16 protein-coding genes and 1 tRNA gene are annotated in these 15,238 nt (G+C 70.5%); 7 read left to right on the top strand and 10 right to left on the bottom strand.

Annotated features, from left to right (window positions below; all coding sequences use genetic code 11):
- The first annotated feature begins 114 nt into the window (after positions 1 to 114).
- Positions 115 to 1,881: a helix-turn-helix domain-containing protein gene (locus N1032_RS03320; protein ID WP_259537424.1), complete on the top strand. Its 1,767-nt coding sequence runs from the start codon at positions 115 to 117 to the stop codon at positions 1,879 to 1,881.
- Positions 1,882 to 1,986: 105 nt separating this feature from the next.
- Here the strand turns inward: N1032_RS03320 and N1032_RS03315 are convergent, their stop codons facing one another.
- Positions 1,987 to 2,325 carry a hypothetical protein gene (locus tag N1032_RS03315; protein WP_259537423.1) on the bottom strand — a complete coding sequence of 113 codons (339 nt, stop codon included), beginning with the start codon at positions 2,323 to 2,325 and terminating at the stop codon, positions 1,987 to 1,989.
- Between the two features lie 92 nt (positions 2,326 to 2,417).
- Between N1032_RS03315 and N1032_RS03310 the strand changes: the two genes are divergently transcribed.
- The 3 genes from N1032_RS03310 to N1032_RS03300 are packed head-to-tail and all read left to right on the top strand — an operon-like array spanning position 2,418 to position 3,857.
- Entirely contained in the window at positions 2,418 to 2,750 is a 333-nt protein-coding gene (locus N1032_RS03310) for an ArsR/SmtB family transcription factor (protein ID WP_259537422.1), read from the top strand.
- A complete protein-coding gene (locus N1032_RS03305) occupies positions 2,741 to 3,466 on the top strand; it encodes a cation transporter (protein WP_259537420.1) in 726 nt (241 codons plus the stop codon). Before N1032_RS03310 ends, N1032_RS03305 begins: the two co-directional genes overlap by 10 nt.
- Positions 3,399 to 3,857: a DUF488 domain-containing protein gene (locus N1032_RS03300; RefSeq protein WP_310795913.1), complete on the top strand. Its 459-nt coding sequence runs from the start codon at positions 3,399 to 3,401 to the stop codon at positions 3,855 to 3,857. The genes N1032_RS03305 and N1032_RS03300 overlap by 68 nt, the downstream gene beginning before the upstream one ends.
- A gap of 68 nt (positions 3,858 to 3,925) precedes the next feature.
- Here N1032_RS03300 and N1032_RS03295 read toward each other — a convergent pair.
- The 7 genes from N1032_RS03295 to galU form a co-directional block, all read right to left on the bottom strand.
- Positions 3,926 to 4,001, bottom strand: a tRNA-Ala gene (locus N1032_RS03295).
- Between the two features lie 29 nt (positions 4,002 to 4,030).
- Positions 4,031 to 5,371, bottom strand: a complete 1,341-nt coding sequence (locus N1032_RS03290; protein WP_259537416.1) for an acyltransferase family protein — start codon at positions 5,369 to 5,371, stop codon at positions 4,031 to 4,033.
- A 67-nt stretch (positions 5,372 to 5,438) separates the two neighbouring features.
- The gene (locus N1032_RS03285; protein WP_259537415.1) at positions 5,439 to 5,708 is read right to left on the bottom strand and encodes a DUF7218 family protein; all 270 of its coding nucleotides are present in this window, start codon (positions 5,706 to 5,708) and stop codon (positions 5,439 to 5,441) included.
- 47 nt (positions 5,709 to 5,755) lie between these two features.
- Positions 5,756 to 6,637: an SDR family oxidoreductase gene (locus N1032_RS03280; protein ID WP_259537414.1), complete on the bottom strand. Its 882-nt coding sequence runs from the start codon at positions 6,635 to 6,637 to the stop codon at positions 5,756 to 5,758.
- Positions 6,638 to 6,796: 159 nt separating this feature from the next.
- Positions 6,797 to 7,873: a hypothetical protein gene (locus N1032_RS03275; protein ID WP_259537413.1), complete on the bottom strand. Its 1,077-nt coding sequence runs from the start codon at positions 7,871 to 7,873 to the stop codon at positions 6,797 to 6,799.
- 78 nt (positions 7,874 to 7,951) lie between these two features.
- On the bottom strand, positions 7,952 to 8,605 hold the full coding sequence (locus tag N1032_RS03270) for a GNAT family N-acetyltransferase (RefSeq protein ID WP_259537412.1): 654 nt from the start codon (positions 8,603 to 8,605) through the stop codon (positions 7,952 to 7,954).
- Between the two features lie 14 nt (positions 8,606 to 8,619).
- Positions 8,620 to 9,510 (bottom strand): UTP--glucose-1-phosphate uridylyltransferase GalU, encoded by an 891-nt coding sequence (gene galU, locus N1032_RS03265; protein WP_259537411.1) that lies wholly within the window; start codon positions 9,508 to 9,510, stop codon positions 8,620 to 8,622.
- An 85-nt stretch (positions 9,511 to 9,595) separates the two neighbouring features.
- On the opposite strand from galU, the gene N1032_RS03260 reads away from it, so the two are divergent.
- Genes N1032_RS03260 through mscL form a run of 3 tightly spaced genes read left to right on the top strand, consistent with a single transcriptional unit; the run spans position 9,596 to position 11,112 of the window.
- Positions 9,596 to 10,180 (top strand): 5-formyltetrahydrofolate cyclo-ligase, encoded by a 585-nt coding sequence (locus N1032_RS03260; RefSeq protein ID WP_259537410.1) that lies wholly within the window; start codon positions 9,596 to 9,598, stop codon positions 10,178 to 10,180.
- Between the two features lie 50 nt (positions 10,181 to 10,230).
- Positions 10,231 to 10,596: an FmdB family zinc ribbon protein gene (locus tag N1032_RS03255; RefSeq protein ID WP_259537408.1), complete on the top strand. Its 366-nt coding sequence runs from the start codon at positions 10,231 to 10,233 to the stop codon at positions 10,594 to 10,596.
- A gap of 54 nt (positions 10,597 to 10,650) precedes the next feature.
- A complete protein-coding gene (gene mscL, locus N1032_RS03250; protein WP_259537407.1) occupies positions 10,651 to 11,112 on the top strand; it encodes a large conductance mechanosensitive channel protein MscL in 462 nt (153 codons plus the stop codon).
- A 53-nt stretch (positions 11,113 to 11,165) separates the two neighbouring features.
- Here the strand turns inward: mscL and N1032_RS03245 are convergent, their stop codons facing one another.
- Both N1032_RS03245 and N1032_RS03240 read right to left on the bottom strand, forming a co-directional pair.
- A complete protein-coding gene (locus N1032_RS03245; RefSeq protein ID WP_259537405.1) occupies positions 11,166 to 11,429 on the bottom strand; it encodes a hypothetical protein in 264 nt (87 codons plus the stop codon).
- A gap of 19 nt (positions 11,430 to 11,448) precedes the next feature.
- Positions 11,449 to 15,090 (bottom strand): AAA family ATPase, encoded by a 3,642-nt coding sequence (locus N1032_RS03240; RefSeq protein ID WP_259537403.1) that lies wholly within the window; start codon positions 15,088 to 15,090, stop codon positions 11,449 to 11,451.
- Between the last annotated feature and the right edge of the window lie 148 nt (positions 15,091 to 15,238).

The raw sequence follows: 15,238 nt of genomic DNA, 5'->3' as shown, positions 1-15,238 counted from the left end.
GGGTGGAAGAGGGACGAAGGCTCCGATGCCGCTTCCGGTGCTGACCAGTGTGCCCACGGCCCTCGGCCCGCACAATGTTCTGAGCCACACACTTGCTCTGATCTCATGTTCGTGATGACATCAACCATGGAGAGCGAATTGATGATGTGGCTGGGCCGACTGCGCGAACTGAGCTCGATCGTCGGCTCGGGCCTGCCGGTGGCGGAGTCGCTCCGGCTCGTCGCCACCACGGCCAGGGAGCTGCTCGGCTTCGACTTCTGCGGCGTGCTCGTGCCCGACGCCGAGTCGAGCGCCCTCGTCATCGCCGGTTGGAGCGGCCTGTCGCGCCGCTACGTCGACAGCGTGAACAGCTCGAGCCCCGTCACTCTGGGCGGCACGGCCCCCTCGAGCCGCGCCTACTTCAGCGGCCAGCCCGTCACTGTCTCCGACATCGCCACCGAGAGCGGCTTCGCGCCGTGGGGCGGCGTGGCTCTCCAGCAGGGCTACCACTCGATGATCAGCGTGCCGCTCCGGGCCGCGGGCGGGGTGCTCGGCACGCTGAACGGCTACCACGCGGTCACCCACGAGTACTCGGCCGCCGAGATCGAGCGCCTCACACTGCTCGCCGGCTACGCGGCGGCGGCCTTGCACTCGGCCTCCCTCGTCGACGACCTGCGCCACGCTAACGAGTCCCTGGTGACCCAGCGCGACCTGCTCACCCGGTCGGAGGCCATCCACCAGCGAATGCTGCGCGTCTCGCTCGAGTCGGGCGGCATCGCGGGAGTCGTCGACACGCTCGCCGAGCTCATCGGCCGGTCGGTGCTGATGCGGGGAACGGCTGGCGAGTTGCTCGCCTGCTCGGGGGCGGATGCCGCGGATGCCGTGGACGGCTCCGCCCCGGTGTCCCGCCCCGTGACCCTCGGCTCCGAGACCGTCGGCTTCCTGCTGATCGGAGCCCGGGCCGGGACGGCAGACGGTCAGCCCGACGCCCGCGACGGGGCACCCGGTGGCGGCACTCCGATCCCGCCGGAGTTCGACCCGATCGACGCCCGCGCAGTCGACCACGCCACCGTCGTGATCGCCCTCGAGCTGCTGCGCCGGCGCACGGCGCAGGAGACCGAGTACCGCATCCGGGGCGAGCTGGTGAGCGACGTGCTGCTGTTCGGGGTGAGCGAGCAGGCCGAGCGGCGCGCCCGCGCCCTCGGCCACGAACTCGCCGATCTCCGCCTGGCGGTGGTGGCCGAGGTGCCCGGCCGGGGCGGGCGTGACGAGCACCGGCGGCTGCTCTCGGCCCTGTCGGCGGTGTCGACCGTCCGCCTCGCCGGAGAATCACCCGACCACGGGGCGCCGCTCGTGGCAGAGCACCAGGGCCGGGTGGTCGCGCTGTGGCCCGTCGGCCCGGCGGGTGCGGCCGAGATCGCGGCCGACCGGGTGCACGCGGCCCTGCGCGCCGCCTTCCCCGGCGAGCTCGTGCTGGCGGCCTCCTCGGGCGGGCTGCGCTCCGACCTGGCCGACGCATACCGCGTGGCGGCGGGCGCGTTCGACCTGGCCCGGGCATCCGGCCGCACTCACGGAGCGGTCTCGCCCGCATCGCTCGGCATCCTGGGCGTGCTGCTGCAGGTCGACCGGCCCGATGCGCTGCTCGAATTCGCCCGGCGGCAGCTCGGCCCGGTCATCGACTACGACGCCCGGCGCGGCAGCGACCTGCTCGGCACGCTGCGCGCCTTTCTCGACAGCGGCGCCGACCGCTCGGCGGCAGCGACCGCGCTGCGCGTGCATCCGAACACCGTGCTGCAGCGGCTGCGCCGCATCGAGGCCCTCACCGGCTCGCCGTTGCGCACCGGGGCCGACCTGATGTCGTTCTCGTCGGCGCTGGCCGTGTGGCAGGTGGCGTCGCTCTGAGCGCATCGCGGCCACGCTACGGCCGAGGAGACGAGCGACGCCCCGCCGCAGAGCAGGATCGCCGGTCGGGTGTTCGGGCGTGACGATCTGGCGCGAATCGAGAGCTCAGCGGCGCTTCGCAACGATGAGCGAGATCGCCCAGCCGAGAGTGCTGAGCAGCGGGATGGCGAGCGAGAGCAGCGCGATCGAGTTCGCCCGGAACCGCACACCATTAGGGCCCTCGACGTAGGCGCCGAGCGGAATCGCGACTCCCCCGCCTCCGCCGCCTGTGCCGTAGGTGGGTGAATCCTCCACCCCGCCGAACCCGTAGCTGACGAAGGCGACCGGAATCACGGTGGAACCGCCCACGGTCACCGGGTCGCCGTAGGCCAGCCCGATGCCCCGGTCGCGCACGCCCGACGCGAGCGTGCGCGTGATGTCGTCTCGAGTCGGGTCGTCGGCCATGGCTGCTCCTCCGCGGTTAACACGACATCATGCCAACCCGGTCGAGCCGGTGCAAGCATCCGATAGTTCACGACATCGTGTACTGTCGCGGTATGTCCACCGCCACGCTCACGCACACCGCCGCGTTCGCGCGGCTCGGCCGCGCGCTGGCCGATCCCACTCGCGCGGGCGTGCTGCTGGCGCTGCGGCGGCATCCCGCCTACCCGTCCGACCTCGCCGACGCGCTCGGCGTCTCGCGCCAGGTGATGTCGAATCAGCTCGCGTGCCTGCGCGGTTGCGGCCTGGTCGAGGCGGTGCCCGAGGGGCGGCGCACGCACTACCGCCTCAGCGATGCGCATCTGGCGACGGCCCTCGACGAGCTGCTGCGCGTGACGCTCACGGTCGAGCCCGACTGCTGCGACGGAGACGGCTGCACATGCGCGTGACCACCGCGAACCCTGCGGCGTCCGGCGAGCACCGCCGGGTGCTGCAGCGGCGCATCCGCTGGATCGTCGGCGCGACCATCGCCTACAACCTGGTCGAAGCGGTCGTCGCCATCACCGCCGGCTCGATCGCCTCATCGACGGCGCTGATCGCTTTCGGTCTCGACTCGGTGATCGAGGTGCTCTCGGCCGCGGCGGTGGCCTGGCAGTTCACCCGCCGCGATCCGGAGCGCTGGGAGAAACCGACCCTCCGCGTCATCGCGATCGCGTTCTTCGCCCTCGCGGCCTACGTGGTCGTGTCGTCGGCCTTCGCCCTCGCGGGCCAGGAGGAGGTGCAGCACTCCCCGCTCGGCATCGTCGTCACCGCCGTGAGCGTGGTGGCGATGCCCGCCCTGTCACTCGCCGAACGGCGAGCGGGGCGCGAACTCGGCTCGGCCACCGCGGTGGCCGACTCGAAGCAGACGCTGCTCTGCACCTACCTGTCCGCCGCCGTGCTCGTCGGGCTGGTGGCGAACAGCCTCCTCGGCTGGTGGTGGGCCGATGCGATCGCGGGGCTCGTCATCGCGGCCTTCGCTGTGCGCGAGGGCGTCGAAGCGTGGCGGGGCGATGCCTGCGCGACGTCGGTGGGGATGCTGCTCGACGACGAGCACGATGAGCACGACGAGCACCAGGAGGGCGCCGGTCGCGGCGACCACGATCACCACGACCACGACGCGTGACGTGCCGCCCGCGACGGAGGAAGATGAAGCCGTGGTGAGCGAACAGGTGACGGTTCGCCGGGTCTACGACGAGCCGGCGCAGACGGATGGCGCACGCGTCCTGGTCGACAGACTCTGGCCCCGCGGCGTGAGCAAAGAGCGCGCCCACCTGACCGAGTGGTTGAAGGGCATCGCCCCGTCGCCCGAGCTGCGGGAGTGGTACGGACACGTGCCCGAGAGGTTCGACGAGTTCGCCCGCCGCTACCGGGCGGAGCTCGACGACGCCGAGCGAGCCGCCGATCTGCAGCACCTCCGCGATCTCGCGGCGACCGGCCCACTCACGCTGCTCACCGCGACGAAGCAGCCCGACATCAGCGAAGCGGCCGTGCTCGCGGAGGCCATCCGGTCGTGAACGGCGCCATCCCGCTGCCGCACAGAAAGGAACCCCCCGAGATCGGCCTGATCTCGGGGGTGCTTCGGTGGTGGAGCTACGGGGATTCGAACCCCGGACCTTCTCATTGCGAACGAGACGCGCTACCAACTGCGCCATAGCCCCGCTGACGCCGAAACGACAACCTCGATAGTTTACGACGAAATCCCCGCCGAATGCGAATGCGGTGCCGGCAGCGCCTGCCGGGGACCTTTCCACCGCCCGAGCAGCAGGATCGACGCCGACAGCAGGAGGCTGCCAACGACGGCGATCGGCAGGTCCATGAACCACTCCATCACCGCGAACGGCGGGATGAAGGCCAACACCGTGGCCACCGCCACCACGCCCGTCGGCGGCGTCACGCCGACCTCACGTGGCGCCTCCCACCGCCCCACGATGAACGACAGGCCGAACACCGCAGCGAGCACGACCACGAACACGAGCGGCCGCGACCACCACCAGGCGGGGCTCGCCGGAGCCGGGCTCGCCCCCGGGATCAGCAATGCCGCTCCCGACACGATCAGGATGACCGGCAGGTGCCAGAGGTAGATCGTCATCAGCCGCGTGCCGATCACGAACACGAACGCCCGCGCCGCGTGGGTGTTCATCAGTCGCGCCAGCGCCGGTCGCAGCAGCCGCAGGATGCAGGCCTGCGCCACCGCGAGCGCCACCAGTGGCAACGTGGGCGGATTGAGGTTGGTCAGCATGTCGTCGGAGTACGGCCCCCACACGGTCATCGGCACGAGCGAGGCGTAGGCCACCACCGCGATCAGCACGAGCGTGAACCAGCGACGCGCGGCGAACCATCCGTCGGCATACCAGAAGCCGAGTTGCTGCACCAGCAACCACACGAAGAACAGGTTCGCCAGACCGATCTCGTCGATGCCGGTCGCGAAGCGCAGGCCATCGACCGCGACGGCGCCGGCCAGCAGCACGGCGAGGGTGGCGCGGGGTGCCCGCGTGTGCCAGCCCGCCATGAGCGGCACGAGCGCCTGGCAGAGCGTGTAGGCGGCGAGGAACCAGAGTGGCGACGCCGCTCCCACCACCGCGAGGTCGACCAGCTGCGGGTCGATGCCGATCAGCCTCGCGCCGCCGATCACCACGACGTAGAAGACGAACAGGGGCAGCGCGGGCTGCGCGAGCCGCAGCACCCGGTTTCGCACGTAGTCGTCGGCGGTGCCGCCGCGGCGACCGAGCGAGCGCCACGCGGTGATCGACGCGAACCCGCCCACCACGAAGAACAGGGGCATGATCTGCCCCGCCCAGGTGACGGGCGCGAACCACCACTGCGACTCCAGGGGCCGCGACACCTCGACCGCTCCGTCGGCCCCGAACCCGACGCCGACCATCAACAGGTGGATCACGACCACGAGCAGCACGCAGAACACGCGCGCGAGGTCGAGGGTCAGATCGCGCTTCGACAGGTCGATCGACGATGCGCTGTTCGCGGCCGTCGACCGGCCCGATGACGTTCGGACTGCAGCGGCCTCGCTCATGCAGTCATCCTAGGAGCCCGGCCCATTCCCCGAGCGGCATGCGACGGATGCCGCGGCCCGCGTCGCCTCAGGAATCGCGCAGTGCCTTCACCAGCTGCGGCTTCGTCTTCTTCGAGTAGCCCGTCAGGCCGATCTCCTTGGCGCGCTTCTTGAGCTCGGGCACGGTCCAGTCGTCATAGGAGCCCGACTCGCCGCCCTTCCGGCCCACCGACGTGCTGCCGCGGGCGGCGACGGCGTTCGAGATGCGTGCAGCCTTCTGTTTCGAGTCGCCCTCGTCGCGCAGTTTCTCGTAGAGGCCGGGGTCTTTCAGCTGGGGTGGTGTGCTCTTGCCGGGCATGGCGTCCTCCGTGTTCGGTGTTCGGTGTTCGGTGTTCGCGGCGTTGTTCAGAGGGGTTTCCCCCCGGTCACGGGCACGATCGCGCCCGAGACGTACGACGCCTCCGACGAGGCGAGGAAGACGTAGGCCGGGGCGAGTTCGGCGGGCTGCCCGGCCCGGCCGAGCGGGGTGTCCTGCCCGAACGTCGGCAGTTTGTCGGGCCACGACGTGGCCGGGATGAGCGGGGTCCAGATCGGGCCGGGCGCCACCCCGTTCACGCGGATGCCGCGGGAGCCGAGCTGCTGCGCGAGCGCCTTCACGAACGCGACCTGCGCCGCCTTGGTCATCGCGTAGTCGATCAGCGCGGGCGACGGCGTGAACGCCTGCACCGAGGTCGTGACGATGATCGACGCCCCGGGTGACAGGCGCGGGATGGCCTGCCGAGCGATCCACATGATGGAGTAGAGGTTGGTCTTGAACACGCGATCGAACTCCTCTGTCGGCACGTTCTCGAGGCCGTCGCGGTTCTCTTGATAGGCCGCGTTGAGCACGATCACGTCGAGGCCGCCGAGCTCCGCGATGGTGCGGTCGACGAGGCCGGTGGAGTAGGCCTCGTCGCGTGCGTCGCCCGGCAGCAGCAGAGCGCGCCGTTCGGTGGCACGGATCCAGCGGGCGGTGTCGTCGGCATCCACCTGCTCCTCGGGCAGGTACGAGATCGCGACATCCGCCCCCTCGCGCGCAAAGGCGATGGCGACCGCACGGCCGATGCCCGAGTCGCCGCCGGTGATGAGCGCCCGCCGGCCCTTGAGGCGGCTCGTGCCGACGTAGCTCTCTTCGCCGTGATCGGGCCGCGGGTCGGTCTTGCCGATCAGCCCGGGTTGCTCCTGCTGCTGTTTCGGAAAACCCTCGGTGTGGTATTTCGTGACCGGGTTCTCGTCGTCGTCGACCATGGCAATCCCCTCGCTCGGATGTGCGATCGCCACGTTACGCCCGCCGCGCACGACCGGCAACGGATGCCGCGGCTCACCCCGCGCGCGGGCTATCGCCCGGTGCGCTCACGCCCGTTACGGCCGCGTCTTCGACGCCGCCGGGGGGCGGCAACCGCGCGCTCAGCCCGCGCGGCGGGCGGCGAGAACAGCGTCGAGGTCGAGGTGCGACGTCGTGTCGTCGTCGACGATGCCCATGCGCGCGAAGCGCGACGGCGCGGCCGGTGCCGGCTCGGCAACGGGCTTGGGGGCCGGCAGTTCGGCGACCGTCTCGTGTTCGGCCGCCAGACGGGCGCGCAGCGCTTCCTCGGCCTCGGCGGCGGCGCGCAGCAGCGACTCCTGGTGGGTGCGAGCGGCGGCGGCAGTCGCCTCGGCGTCGGGGTCGGCTTGCGCGTCTGCAGCCGAGTCTGTCTCTGCGAAGCCGTCGGCCGCGGCACGGGCAAGTGAGCCGGCCGACGTGGCATGTGCGGCGGCATCCGGTGTCTGCTCGGCCGAGAAGGACGTGCTCTCGAGCCCCAGCGGCGCAGCGGCTCCGCCGGCGAGGTAGAGCGGTCGCGGCACGGCCACGGGAATCCACGACGACACCGGGCTGCCCTCTTCGAGCTCGTCGCCCTCGGCGTCGACATCGGCCCCGTCGAACTCGTCGAACTCGTCGCGTTCGTCGTACTCGTCGCCGGTCTCCGCGTGGTCGACGAACGCCGGCGCGGCCTGCAGCGCGGGCCGCGGGAGCTTGAGCCGCCGCCCCGCGGTCGAGAGTTTCACCAGCACCGCGATGGCGACCACCGACGAGATGACGCCGCCGACCAGGATGATCCAGGCTCCGGTGTAGACCGCCTGCATGCCGCCGAGCACCGCGACGGCGATCGACAGCGCCAGCACTCCGGCCGTGACCGCGCGCGAGCGACGCAACCGGTCGGCCGTGCGCACCGCCGCCGGAATCGCCTCGGCCTGCTGCTCGGCGACCCGGTGCTTCAGGATGCGTTCCTGCTCGGCGATGCGGCGGGCGCTCGCCTCGACCCGCACCTCGTCGGGCATCTCCGACGTCTCGGCCAGGATGCGGAGAGTCTGCTGCAGCCGCACGGCGTTGCGCTCGGTGGCGAGATATTGCCGGCTGCGGAACCACGAGGGCACCAGATAGACAAGCCAGAGCACCGCCGCGAGGGCGATCATGAACCCTCCGCCGAGCCATTCCGTTGTCATGCTCCCTACGGTATGGGCGGCGCGCCCATCAGCCCCGGCACGGCGGGCGCGTGTCGATAAAGAGCGGCGAAGATGCCGTCAGCGCGGCTGCACGGGCAGCGGGCGCAGGGCGGCGATGCGCTCGCTCTCGGGCACCGATCCGTCGCCGGCCGGGATGCCGCCCTCGCGCCACCGGCGCAGCACGCCGACGGGCAGCTCCTCGCGCACGAGCGCGAAGCAGAAGTGGTCGCGCCAGTCGCCGTTGATGTGGATGTAGCGCCGCCGCAGGCCCTCGTAGCGGAACCCGAGCTTCTCGACCACGCGCAGGCTCGGGGCGTTCTCGGGCCGGATGCAGATCTCGATGCGATGCAGCCCCACCGAGTAGAAGCAGTAGTCCGAGGCCAGCGCCACCCCGATCGGCGTGATGTTCTTGCCGGCGAACCGCTCCGACACCCAGTAGCCGATCGACGCCGACGCCACCGAGCCGTAGCTGATCGACGACACGTTCAGCTGGCCCGCGATCTCGCCCTCGTGCTCGAGGATGAACGGCAGGCCCAGCCCCGCTCGCGCATTCGCCTGCAGCGAGCGGATGCTGGCCCGGGTGTCGAACGACATCGGCCCGTTCGGGTTGGTCGCCTCCCACTTGCGCAGCCACGACCGGTTCTCCACCAGCTCGCGCTCGAGCGGCTTGGCGTCGCGCACGCGGATGGGGCGCACCACGACGGCGCCCTCGGAGAGTGTGGGAACGAACATTGCCGAGCGTGCGGTCAGAGACCGCCGACGAAGTCCTTGAGCCACGGCCGCAGGTCGGGGCCGAGGTCGGAACGGTCGGTGGCGAGCTGCACGATGGCCTTGATGTAGTCGAGCTTGTCGCCGGTGTCGTAACGACGCCCGCGGAACACCACGCCGTAGACGCCGCCCGCGATCGAGTCGTCGTCGGCGAGCGTCAGCAGCGCATCCGTCAGCTGGATCTCGCCGCCCTTTCCGGGCGGAGTGTTCTCGAGCACGTCGAACACCTCGGGCTGCAGCACGTAGCGGCCGATGACCGCGAGGTTCGACGGAGCGGTGCCCTTCTCGGGCTTCTCGACGAGGCCGGTGACCTTCACCACGTCGTCGTCGTCGGTGGCCTCGACCGACGCCACACCGTAGAGGTGGGTCATCGAGGGGTCGACCTCCATCAGCGCGATGACGGTCGCGCTGCGGCTCTGCTGCACCTCGAGCATGCGCTTCAGCAGCGGGTCGCGGGCGTCGATGATGTCGTCGCCGAGCAGCACGGCGAACGGCTCGTGGCCCACGTGCATGCGCGAGCGCAGCACGGCGTGACCGAGACCGAGCGGGTCGCCCTGGCGCACGTAGTGCATCTCGGCGAGGGCGGTCGACTCGTTGACCACCCTCAGCATGTCGCCCTTGCCCTTCTGCTCCAGCGTCGACTCGAGCTCGTAGACCCGGTCGAAGTGGTTCTCGATGGCGGCCTTGTTGCGGCCGGTCACCACGAGCACGTCGTTGAGGCCGGCGTCGACCGCCTCCTCCACGACGTACTGGATGGCCGGCTTGTCGACCACCGGCAGCATCTCCTTCGGCATCGCCTTGGTGGCAGGAAGGAATCGCGTGCCGAGGCCCGCCGCCGGAATTACTGCTTTCGTCAGATGTGTCCCCATGACGGTCAAGCGTATCCACGTTTGATGACCACCGGATGTCGGCCACGAAACACTCCTGTCACCGCACGCACTTACAATTGCAGCCATGGCTTCCGACGTCTCCCACGACAAGCGGGCACTCCGCGCCGAACTGCGGGAACGCCGGCGCACTCGGCCCGCCCACGTGGTCGACTCGGCCAACCTCGGCTTCACCGCGAACCTCGTCGAACTGGCGCGCGAACTCGACGCCCGCACTATCGCCTGCTACCTCTCCACCTCGTTCGAGCCCGACACCCGCGAGTTCCTCAACTGGGCCCTCGCCGACGGCCGGCGGGTGCTGCTGCCGATCGCTCGGCAAGACGGCTTGCTCGACTGGGCCGAAGGCGACGGCGAGACCGAGACCGAAGGCCTCTACGGCCTGCCGGAGCCGGTCGGCGGCATCCTCGGCCCCATCGCCATCAACGACGCCGACCTCATCCTCATCCCCGCCTCGGCCGTCGACACGCGCGGCACCCGCATGGGCTGGGGCCGCGGCTACTTCGACCGCACGCTCGGGTCGATGGAGAAGTGCCCCCCGGTGTTCGCGGTCGTCTTCGACGACGAGGTGCTCGACGAGGTGCCCCGCGAGATCCACGACGCCCCCGTCGACGGAGTCGTCACGCCCACGAAGATCATCCGCTTCACCCGCTGAGCCCGCTCGGCATCACCGCTTTCGATCCACTCTGCCCACTGGAGGCCTTCTTGCCCACCTACTCCTACCGCTGCACGGAATGCGACAACGCCTTCGACATCCAGCAGGCCTTCACCGACGACACCCTCACCGTGTGCCCGGTCTGCGGCGGCAAACTCCGCAAGGTGTTCAGCCCCGTGGGCGTGACGTTCAACGGGTCGGGCTTCTACCGCACCGACTCGCGCGCCGGCCAGAAGTCGGGGTCGGGATCGGGCGGCTCGGGATCGGGCGGTTCAGGGGCGGCTTCGTCCGACTCGTCGTCGTCATCGGGTGGCTCCGGCTCCGGCTCCGGCTCATCCGATTCCTCGGGCTCGAAGAGCACCCCGGCATCGAGCCCCGCCCCGGCCAAGACGAGCCCCTCAACCAGTTCGTCCTAGGCTGGTGGAGGCCCGGCCGGGCCGCGACACGATCCAAAACGGGGAGATGACGGCATGTTCAAGGGATTCAGGGAGTTCATCCTCCGCGGCAACGTGATCGACCTCGCGGTCGCCGTCGTCATCGGCGCCGCGTTCACCGCCGTGGTCAACTCGATCGTCAACAACATCTTCAACCCGCTGATCAGCGCGGCCTTCAAGTCCGACAGCCTCGACAACGCGGGCATCGTCGAGATCAACGGCTCGCAGCTGATGTTCGGAGCCGTGCTCGGCTCGATCATCCAGTTCCTGATCGTGGCGGTGGTGGTCTACTTCGTGTTCGTGCTGCCCATCAATCACTTGAAGAAGGCGGCGTTCGCCATCAAGAGCACCCCGGCGGAGTCGATCGAAGACACCAAGGAAGAGCTGCCGCCGACCGAGACCGAGCTGCTGATCGAGATCCGCGACCTGCTCTCACGTCAGAACGCCGCGGCCGCTCTCGAGTCCGCGCCCGGCGAGGGCCACACGCCCAAGCACTAGCTCTTCCAGTGCGGCGGCCCTACCCGTGCGGCGGCCCTACCAGTGCGGCGGCCCTACCAGTGCGGCGGTTTGTCGCGCTTCAGCCGGTCGTCGTTGGGCCCGGATGCCGCCGCCCCAGGCGGTCGGTCGCCCCACGCCTGCTCGGTGTCCTCCGCCGCCCGCACGGGCCTGCCGTCGGGCGTGGCCTGCGGCGTGGGGTCGCTGCCGGGAACGGGCGCCGTCGAGGCACGGCGGCGGCCCGTCTTGCGCACCCTCGGGGTGGTGCCGTCGCCCGACGCGTGAGCCGCGGCATCCGGGGCGTCGTCGTCGGGTGCCACGGTCAGTCGGATGCCACTGCTAGATGTGCACCGAGATCGGCGCCGTCTCGACCAGCGACAGTTCGCGCACGCCGATCACCGACGCGATGCGGGCCGCGACCGCCTCGGGGTTGGCGAACAACTCGAACGAGTGCACGCGCAGGTAGTGCCAGCCGAGGCGCCGCAGCATGTCGGGCCGCAGGCGCAGCGACTCGCGCAGGCTGGTGTGGTGCACCACGGCGTCGGTTTCGATCGCGATGGCCCGGCCGTCGTGCGAGGCCACGAGGGTGAGTTTTCCGCGGTGCTCGAAGGCCACGTCGAGGCCGCGCGAGCCGAGGCGGCGCGCCAGGTCGATCAGCAGGGCGTCGCCGGGGCTCGAGAACGTGTCGGGCGTGGGGCCGTTCTCGGCCTCCTGCAGAATCTGGCGCAGCGCGACGACGCCGAAGTTCATGCGCTCCTCGTCGATGTCGGAGGGCATGAAGCAGCTCACGATGTCCATCGACCGACGGGCACGGGTCATGCCCACGGCGAGCAGACGCTCTCCGCCGGGCCGCGCGAGGCCGCCGAAGTTCGTGAGCACCCGGCCGTGGGCGGTCTTGCCGTAGCCGACCGAGAAGATGACCCGGTCACGGCTCTGCGCCACCGACTGCTCGAGGGTGGCCACCATGAACGGCTCGGCGCGCTCTTTGAGGATGAAGTCGGCGAGGTCGCTGCGCTTGGCGAAGGCCGCGAGCACCGCCTGCTGCACGCGCACGGCGTGGCGGGGCGACGCCGTGATCACCATGAGCGACTCGCGCGGGTAGTTGATGGCGTGGTCGAGCACGAGCGACACCACCTCGTCGACCTCGGCGTCGACGCTCTCGACGGCACCGGTCTCGGAGTCGGGCATGCCGCCGCGGCCCTCGACGTAGTGCAGCGCGAGGCTGCCGTGGCCGAGGAAGGTGCCGGCCCAGGGCAGCGAATCGATCTTGCCGCCGTAGAAGCGGTGGTTCACGAGCTCAGCGAGGTCTTCGCCGCCGGCGCGGTAGCTGCGGGTGAGCGACAGGGTCGGCACGATGTCGGCCAAGCGGGCGAGCGCCGACTCGGAGTGCAGTTCTTCGACCGCCGAGGCGTCGACCGTGGGCCGCACGCGCTGCTCGTCGACCGGACGGATGGCGATCTCGAATCGCGAGGGCGTCTGCGTGACCGGGTCGCCGAACGCGACCACCTGGCGGGCACGACGGATCGCGCCGACGTTCTCGGAGAGCGTGGTGGCGCCCGCGTCGACGATGATGACCGTGTCGAAGGTGATGGCGTCGGTGATCTGGGCCACCTCGTAGGGCGAGGCGAGCCAGACCGGCGCGAGCACCTTGCCGAGGTGCGGCGCGGCCTCGTGCAGCGAGACCGACGAGACGCCGTCGCTGCGCAGCAGGGCCTTGAGCGCGGTCGCCTCGAGCGGGTGGTCGACGAGCCCGACGCTCCAGGTCTCGGCGAGCTGCCAGGCCAGCAGCTGCCCGTTCATCGAGGCGTGGGCCTCGTCGACGAGCCTGAAGTCGCCCTCGAGGCGGTCGAGCACACCAGTGTTCGCGCCCAGCAGGGCGCGGTCGTTCGCGAGCATGAGTTCGAGCACCGACTGCCACCACGCCAGCTCGAGTTCGTCGGCCACGGCCGCTTCGGGCACGTGCCGGTTCGAGAGGTCGACGAGCAGCGGGTCGAGCGCGTGCTCGCGCAAGGAATCGAGCAGCGACGTGCGCTCCTGCAGATTGGCAAGCACCTCGGAGTCGGCGGCCAGGCCCTCGACCATGCCGATCAGCTGGTCGATCGGCAGGGCGGCGAGCTGCCGAGCCGTGCCCACGTTGCCGAGCGGCAGGTCGAGCTGCGCGAGGTCTTCGGTGACGCGCTGGAAGGCGATCTGCACGTCGTTGATGCCGACGGGGATCTCCGGCGGGATGCCGGCCGCGGCGAAGCGGTACCACAGCGTGCGCTGCTGCTGGATGCGCCGCAGGGCGTCGTTGATGTCGCCGACGTGCACGCCGGGGCGCACGTATTCCTTGGCGAGCGCCTTCAGGCGGCGGCGCGAGGTCGACGACATCTGCGGCGCGTCACGGCGCGGCGAGGTGGCGGCGATGAGGTCGGTGAGCGAGCGGTCGAACACCACGGGCAAGAACTTGTCGAGCGTCTCGCGCAGGTCGGCCAGCAGGCGCAGGTAGGTGCCGAGCTCGTTGAGCGAGGTGAACGGCCGCATGCGCGTCTGCCCGATCAGCTCGTAGGCGCCCGTGAGCAGCCGGGGCAGGTCGCTCGAGTTGAGGCGCTTCGCCAGCTGGTGGGCGTGGTGGGCGTCGTCGCTCGACGAGAATTGCGCGCCATACCAGGGCGAGTCGTCGGGCCCGTAGCGGAACTGCCCGAGCTCGGCCGAGCGACTGAGCGTCTTCGCGGCCTTCGCGCGGCCCGAGGCGAGCGACTCCAGCGCGGAGCGGTCGAGGCGTGCGGTGGTGGCCGGCGGGTTGGGCAGCAGGGCGAGGCGCGCGAGCTCGCGCAGGGCGTCGAGAACCGAGACCTTGAGCATCGGGTCGACGCGCGACATCGAGCTGCGGTAGTCGAGCAGCACGCTCCGCAGGCGCACCAGCGCCTCGTCGACGTCGGCGACGCGCGGCTGCTTCGCCTTCTCGTTGCGCCCGATCGACTGGATGAGGTCGCGGCGCAGGGTGCGCGGTGACACGGCGACACCGGGGAGGCCGACATCCGAGAGCCGGCGATTGATGCCGCCGAGGCTGAGGCGGCGGGGGCTGACCACCAGCACCCGCTTGTTCTGCGACACGAGGGCGCCGATGGCGTTCACGATGGTCTGCGTGCCGCCGGTGCCGGGGAGGGTCTTCACGACGATGGAGTTGCCGGCCGAGATCTGCGCGATCACGTTCTCCTGCTCGCTGTCGGCGTCGAGCAGCAGGGTGTCGGTCGAGGGGGCCCGGTGGTCTTGCGGCGACGGCTCGACCGGGCGGTAGCCGTCTTGCACGGCACGGCGCGAAGTGAGATTGCCGGCGAGGGCGTCGAGCACCGGGTGCGAGATCGAACCCGAGTCGGCGAGCATGCCGCTCGCGACGTCGGCGAACGACGACACCACCAGGCGCGGCTGCACCTGGAACCACGGCAGGTGCGAGGTGAGGCTGCGCAGGCGGTCGATGGCCGGCTGCGGCTTGAACACGCCGTTCGACGCCGCGAGTGCGGCGAGCGCCTCGGTGTCGACCGTGATCTGGAACTGCTCTTGCAGCACCCGCGACAACTCGGGGTTCACGAACGTCGCGCCCCGCAGCTTCAGCTCGTAATCGCGGCCGTAGCGGCGCACCGAGATCGGGCGCAGCAGCACGGGGGCACGGAAGGTCTGCTCGACGCCGTCGCGCTCGATGCGCCATTCGGCCAGGCCGATGGCGAGGTGCACTGAATCTATGCCGCGCACCGATCGCAGTTCGACGCCCTTGTCGGTGATGGCTCCCGCGGCGATGCGGGCGTTGCGCAGGGCCAGCTCGTCGCGGATGAGGCTCGACAGCAGCGTCGAGTTGCCGGTGATGAACTGGGCGAGGCCGCCCGGATGCGTGGTGCTGAGCTCGATGCGCGATCGCGGGGAGTCGTCAAAATGCAGCAACGGCGATTCGCCGCCGATGGCGGAGATCTCCTCACGCCAGCGGTCACGGGTCGGTTCGACCATGCTCTCCGTCGAGAAAACCTGGCCTATCGGGCTGTTGGACGAGGACTGGCCATTGCGACCCCACGCCGACTCGACGGAGTCGGCTGCAGACGACATGTCGTCTGAGTCTCGTTTCTTATCGGCGCGCCACACATCGCCACAGTACGTG

It is taken from the genome of Herbiconiux daphne (genome assembly GCF_024979295.1).
Lineage (GTDB): Bacteria > Actinomycetota > Actinomycetes > Actinomycetales > Microbacteriaceae > Herbiconiux > Herbiconiux daphnes.
This window is presented reverse-complemented; position numbering and strand designations above follow the sequence as displayed.

Excerpts from the sequence above, each read along its gene's own strand:
- N1032_RS03320 (WP_259537424.1), top strand. The coding sequence starts at position 115 with ATGACATCAACCATGGAGAGCGAATTGATGATGTGGCTGGGCCGACTG.
- N1032_RS03315 (WP_259537423.1), bottom strand. The coding sequence starts at position 2,325 with ATGGCCGACGACCCGACTCGAGACGACATCACGCGCACGCTCGCGTCG.
- N1032_RS03310 (WP_259537422.1), top strand. The coding sequence starts at position 2,418 with ATGTCCACCGCCACGCTCACGCACACCGCCGCGTTCGCGCGGCTCGGC.
- N1032_RS03305 (WP_259537420.1), top strand. The coding sequence starts at position 2,741 with ATGCGCGTGACCACCGCGAACCCTGCGGCGTCCGGCGAGCACCGCCGG.
- N1032_RS03300 (WP_310795913.1), top strand. The coding sequence starts at position 3,399 with ATGAGCACGACGAGCACCAGGAGGGCGCCGGTCGCGGCGACCACGATC.
- N1032_RS03290 (WP_259537416.1), bottom strand. The coding sequence starts at position 5,371 with ATGAGCGAGGCCGCTGCAGTCCGAACGTCATCGGGCCGGTCGACGGCC.
- N1032_RS03285 (WP_259537415.1), bottom strand. The coding sequence starts at position 5,708 with ATGCCCGGCAAGAGCACACCACCCCAGCTGAAAGACCCCGGCCTCTAC.
- N1032_RS03280 (WP_259537414.1), bottom strand. The coding sequence starts at position 6,637 with ATGGTCGACGACGACGAGAACCCGGTCACGAAATACCACACCGAGGGT.
- N1032_RS03275 (WP_259537413.1), bottom strand. The coding sequence starts at position 7,873 with ATGACAACGGAATGGCTCGGCGGAGGGTTCATGATCGCCCTCGCGGCG.
- N1032_RS03270 (WP_259537412.1), bottom strand. The coding sequence starts at position 8,605 with ATGTTCGTTCCCACACTCTCCGAGGGCGCCGTCGTGGTGCGCCCCATC.
- galU (WP_259537411.1), bottom strand. The coding sequence starts at position 9,510 with ATGGGGACACATCTGACGAAAGCAGTAATTCCGGCGGCGGGCCTCGGC.
- N1032_RS03260 (WP_259537410.1), top strand. The coding sequence starts at position 9,596 with ATGGCTTCCGACGTCTCCCACGACAAGCGGGCACTCCGCGCCGAACTG.
- mscL (WP_259537407.1), top strand. The coding sequence starts at position 10,651 with ATGTTCAAGGGATTCAGGGAGTTCATCCTCCGCGGCAACGTGATCGAC.
- N1032_RS03240 (WP_259537403.1), bottom strand. The coding sequence starts at position 15,090 with ATGGTCGAACCGACCCGTGACCGCTGGCGTGAGGAGATCTCCGCCATC.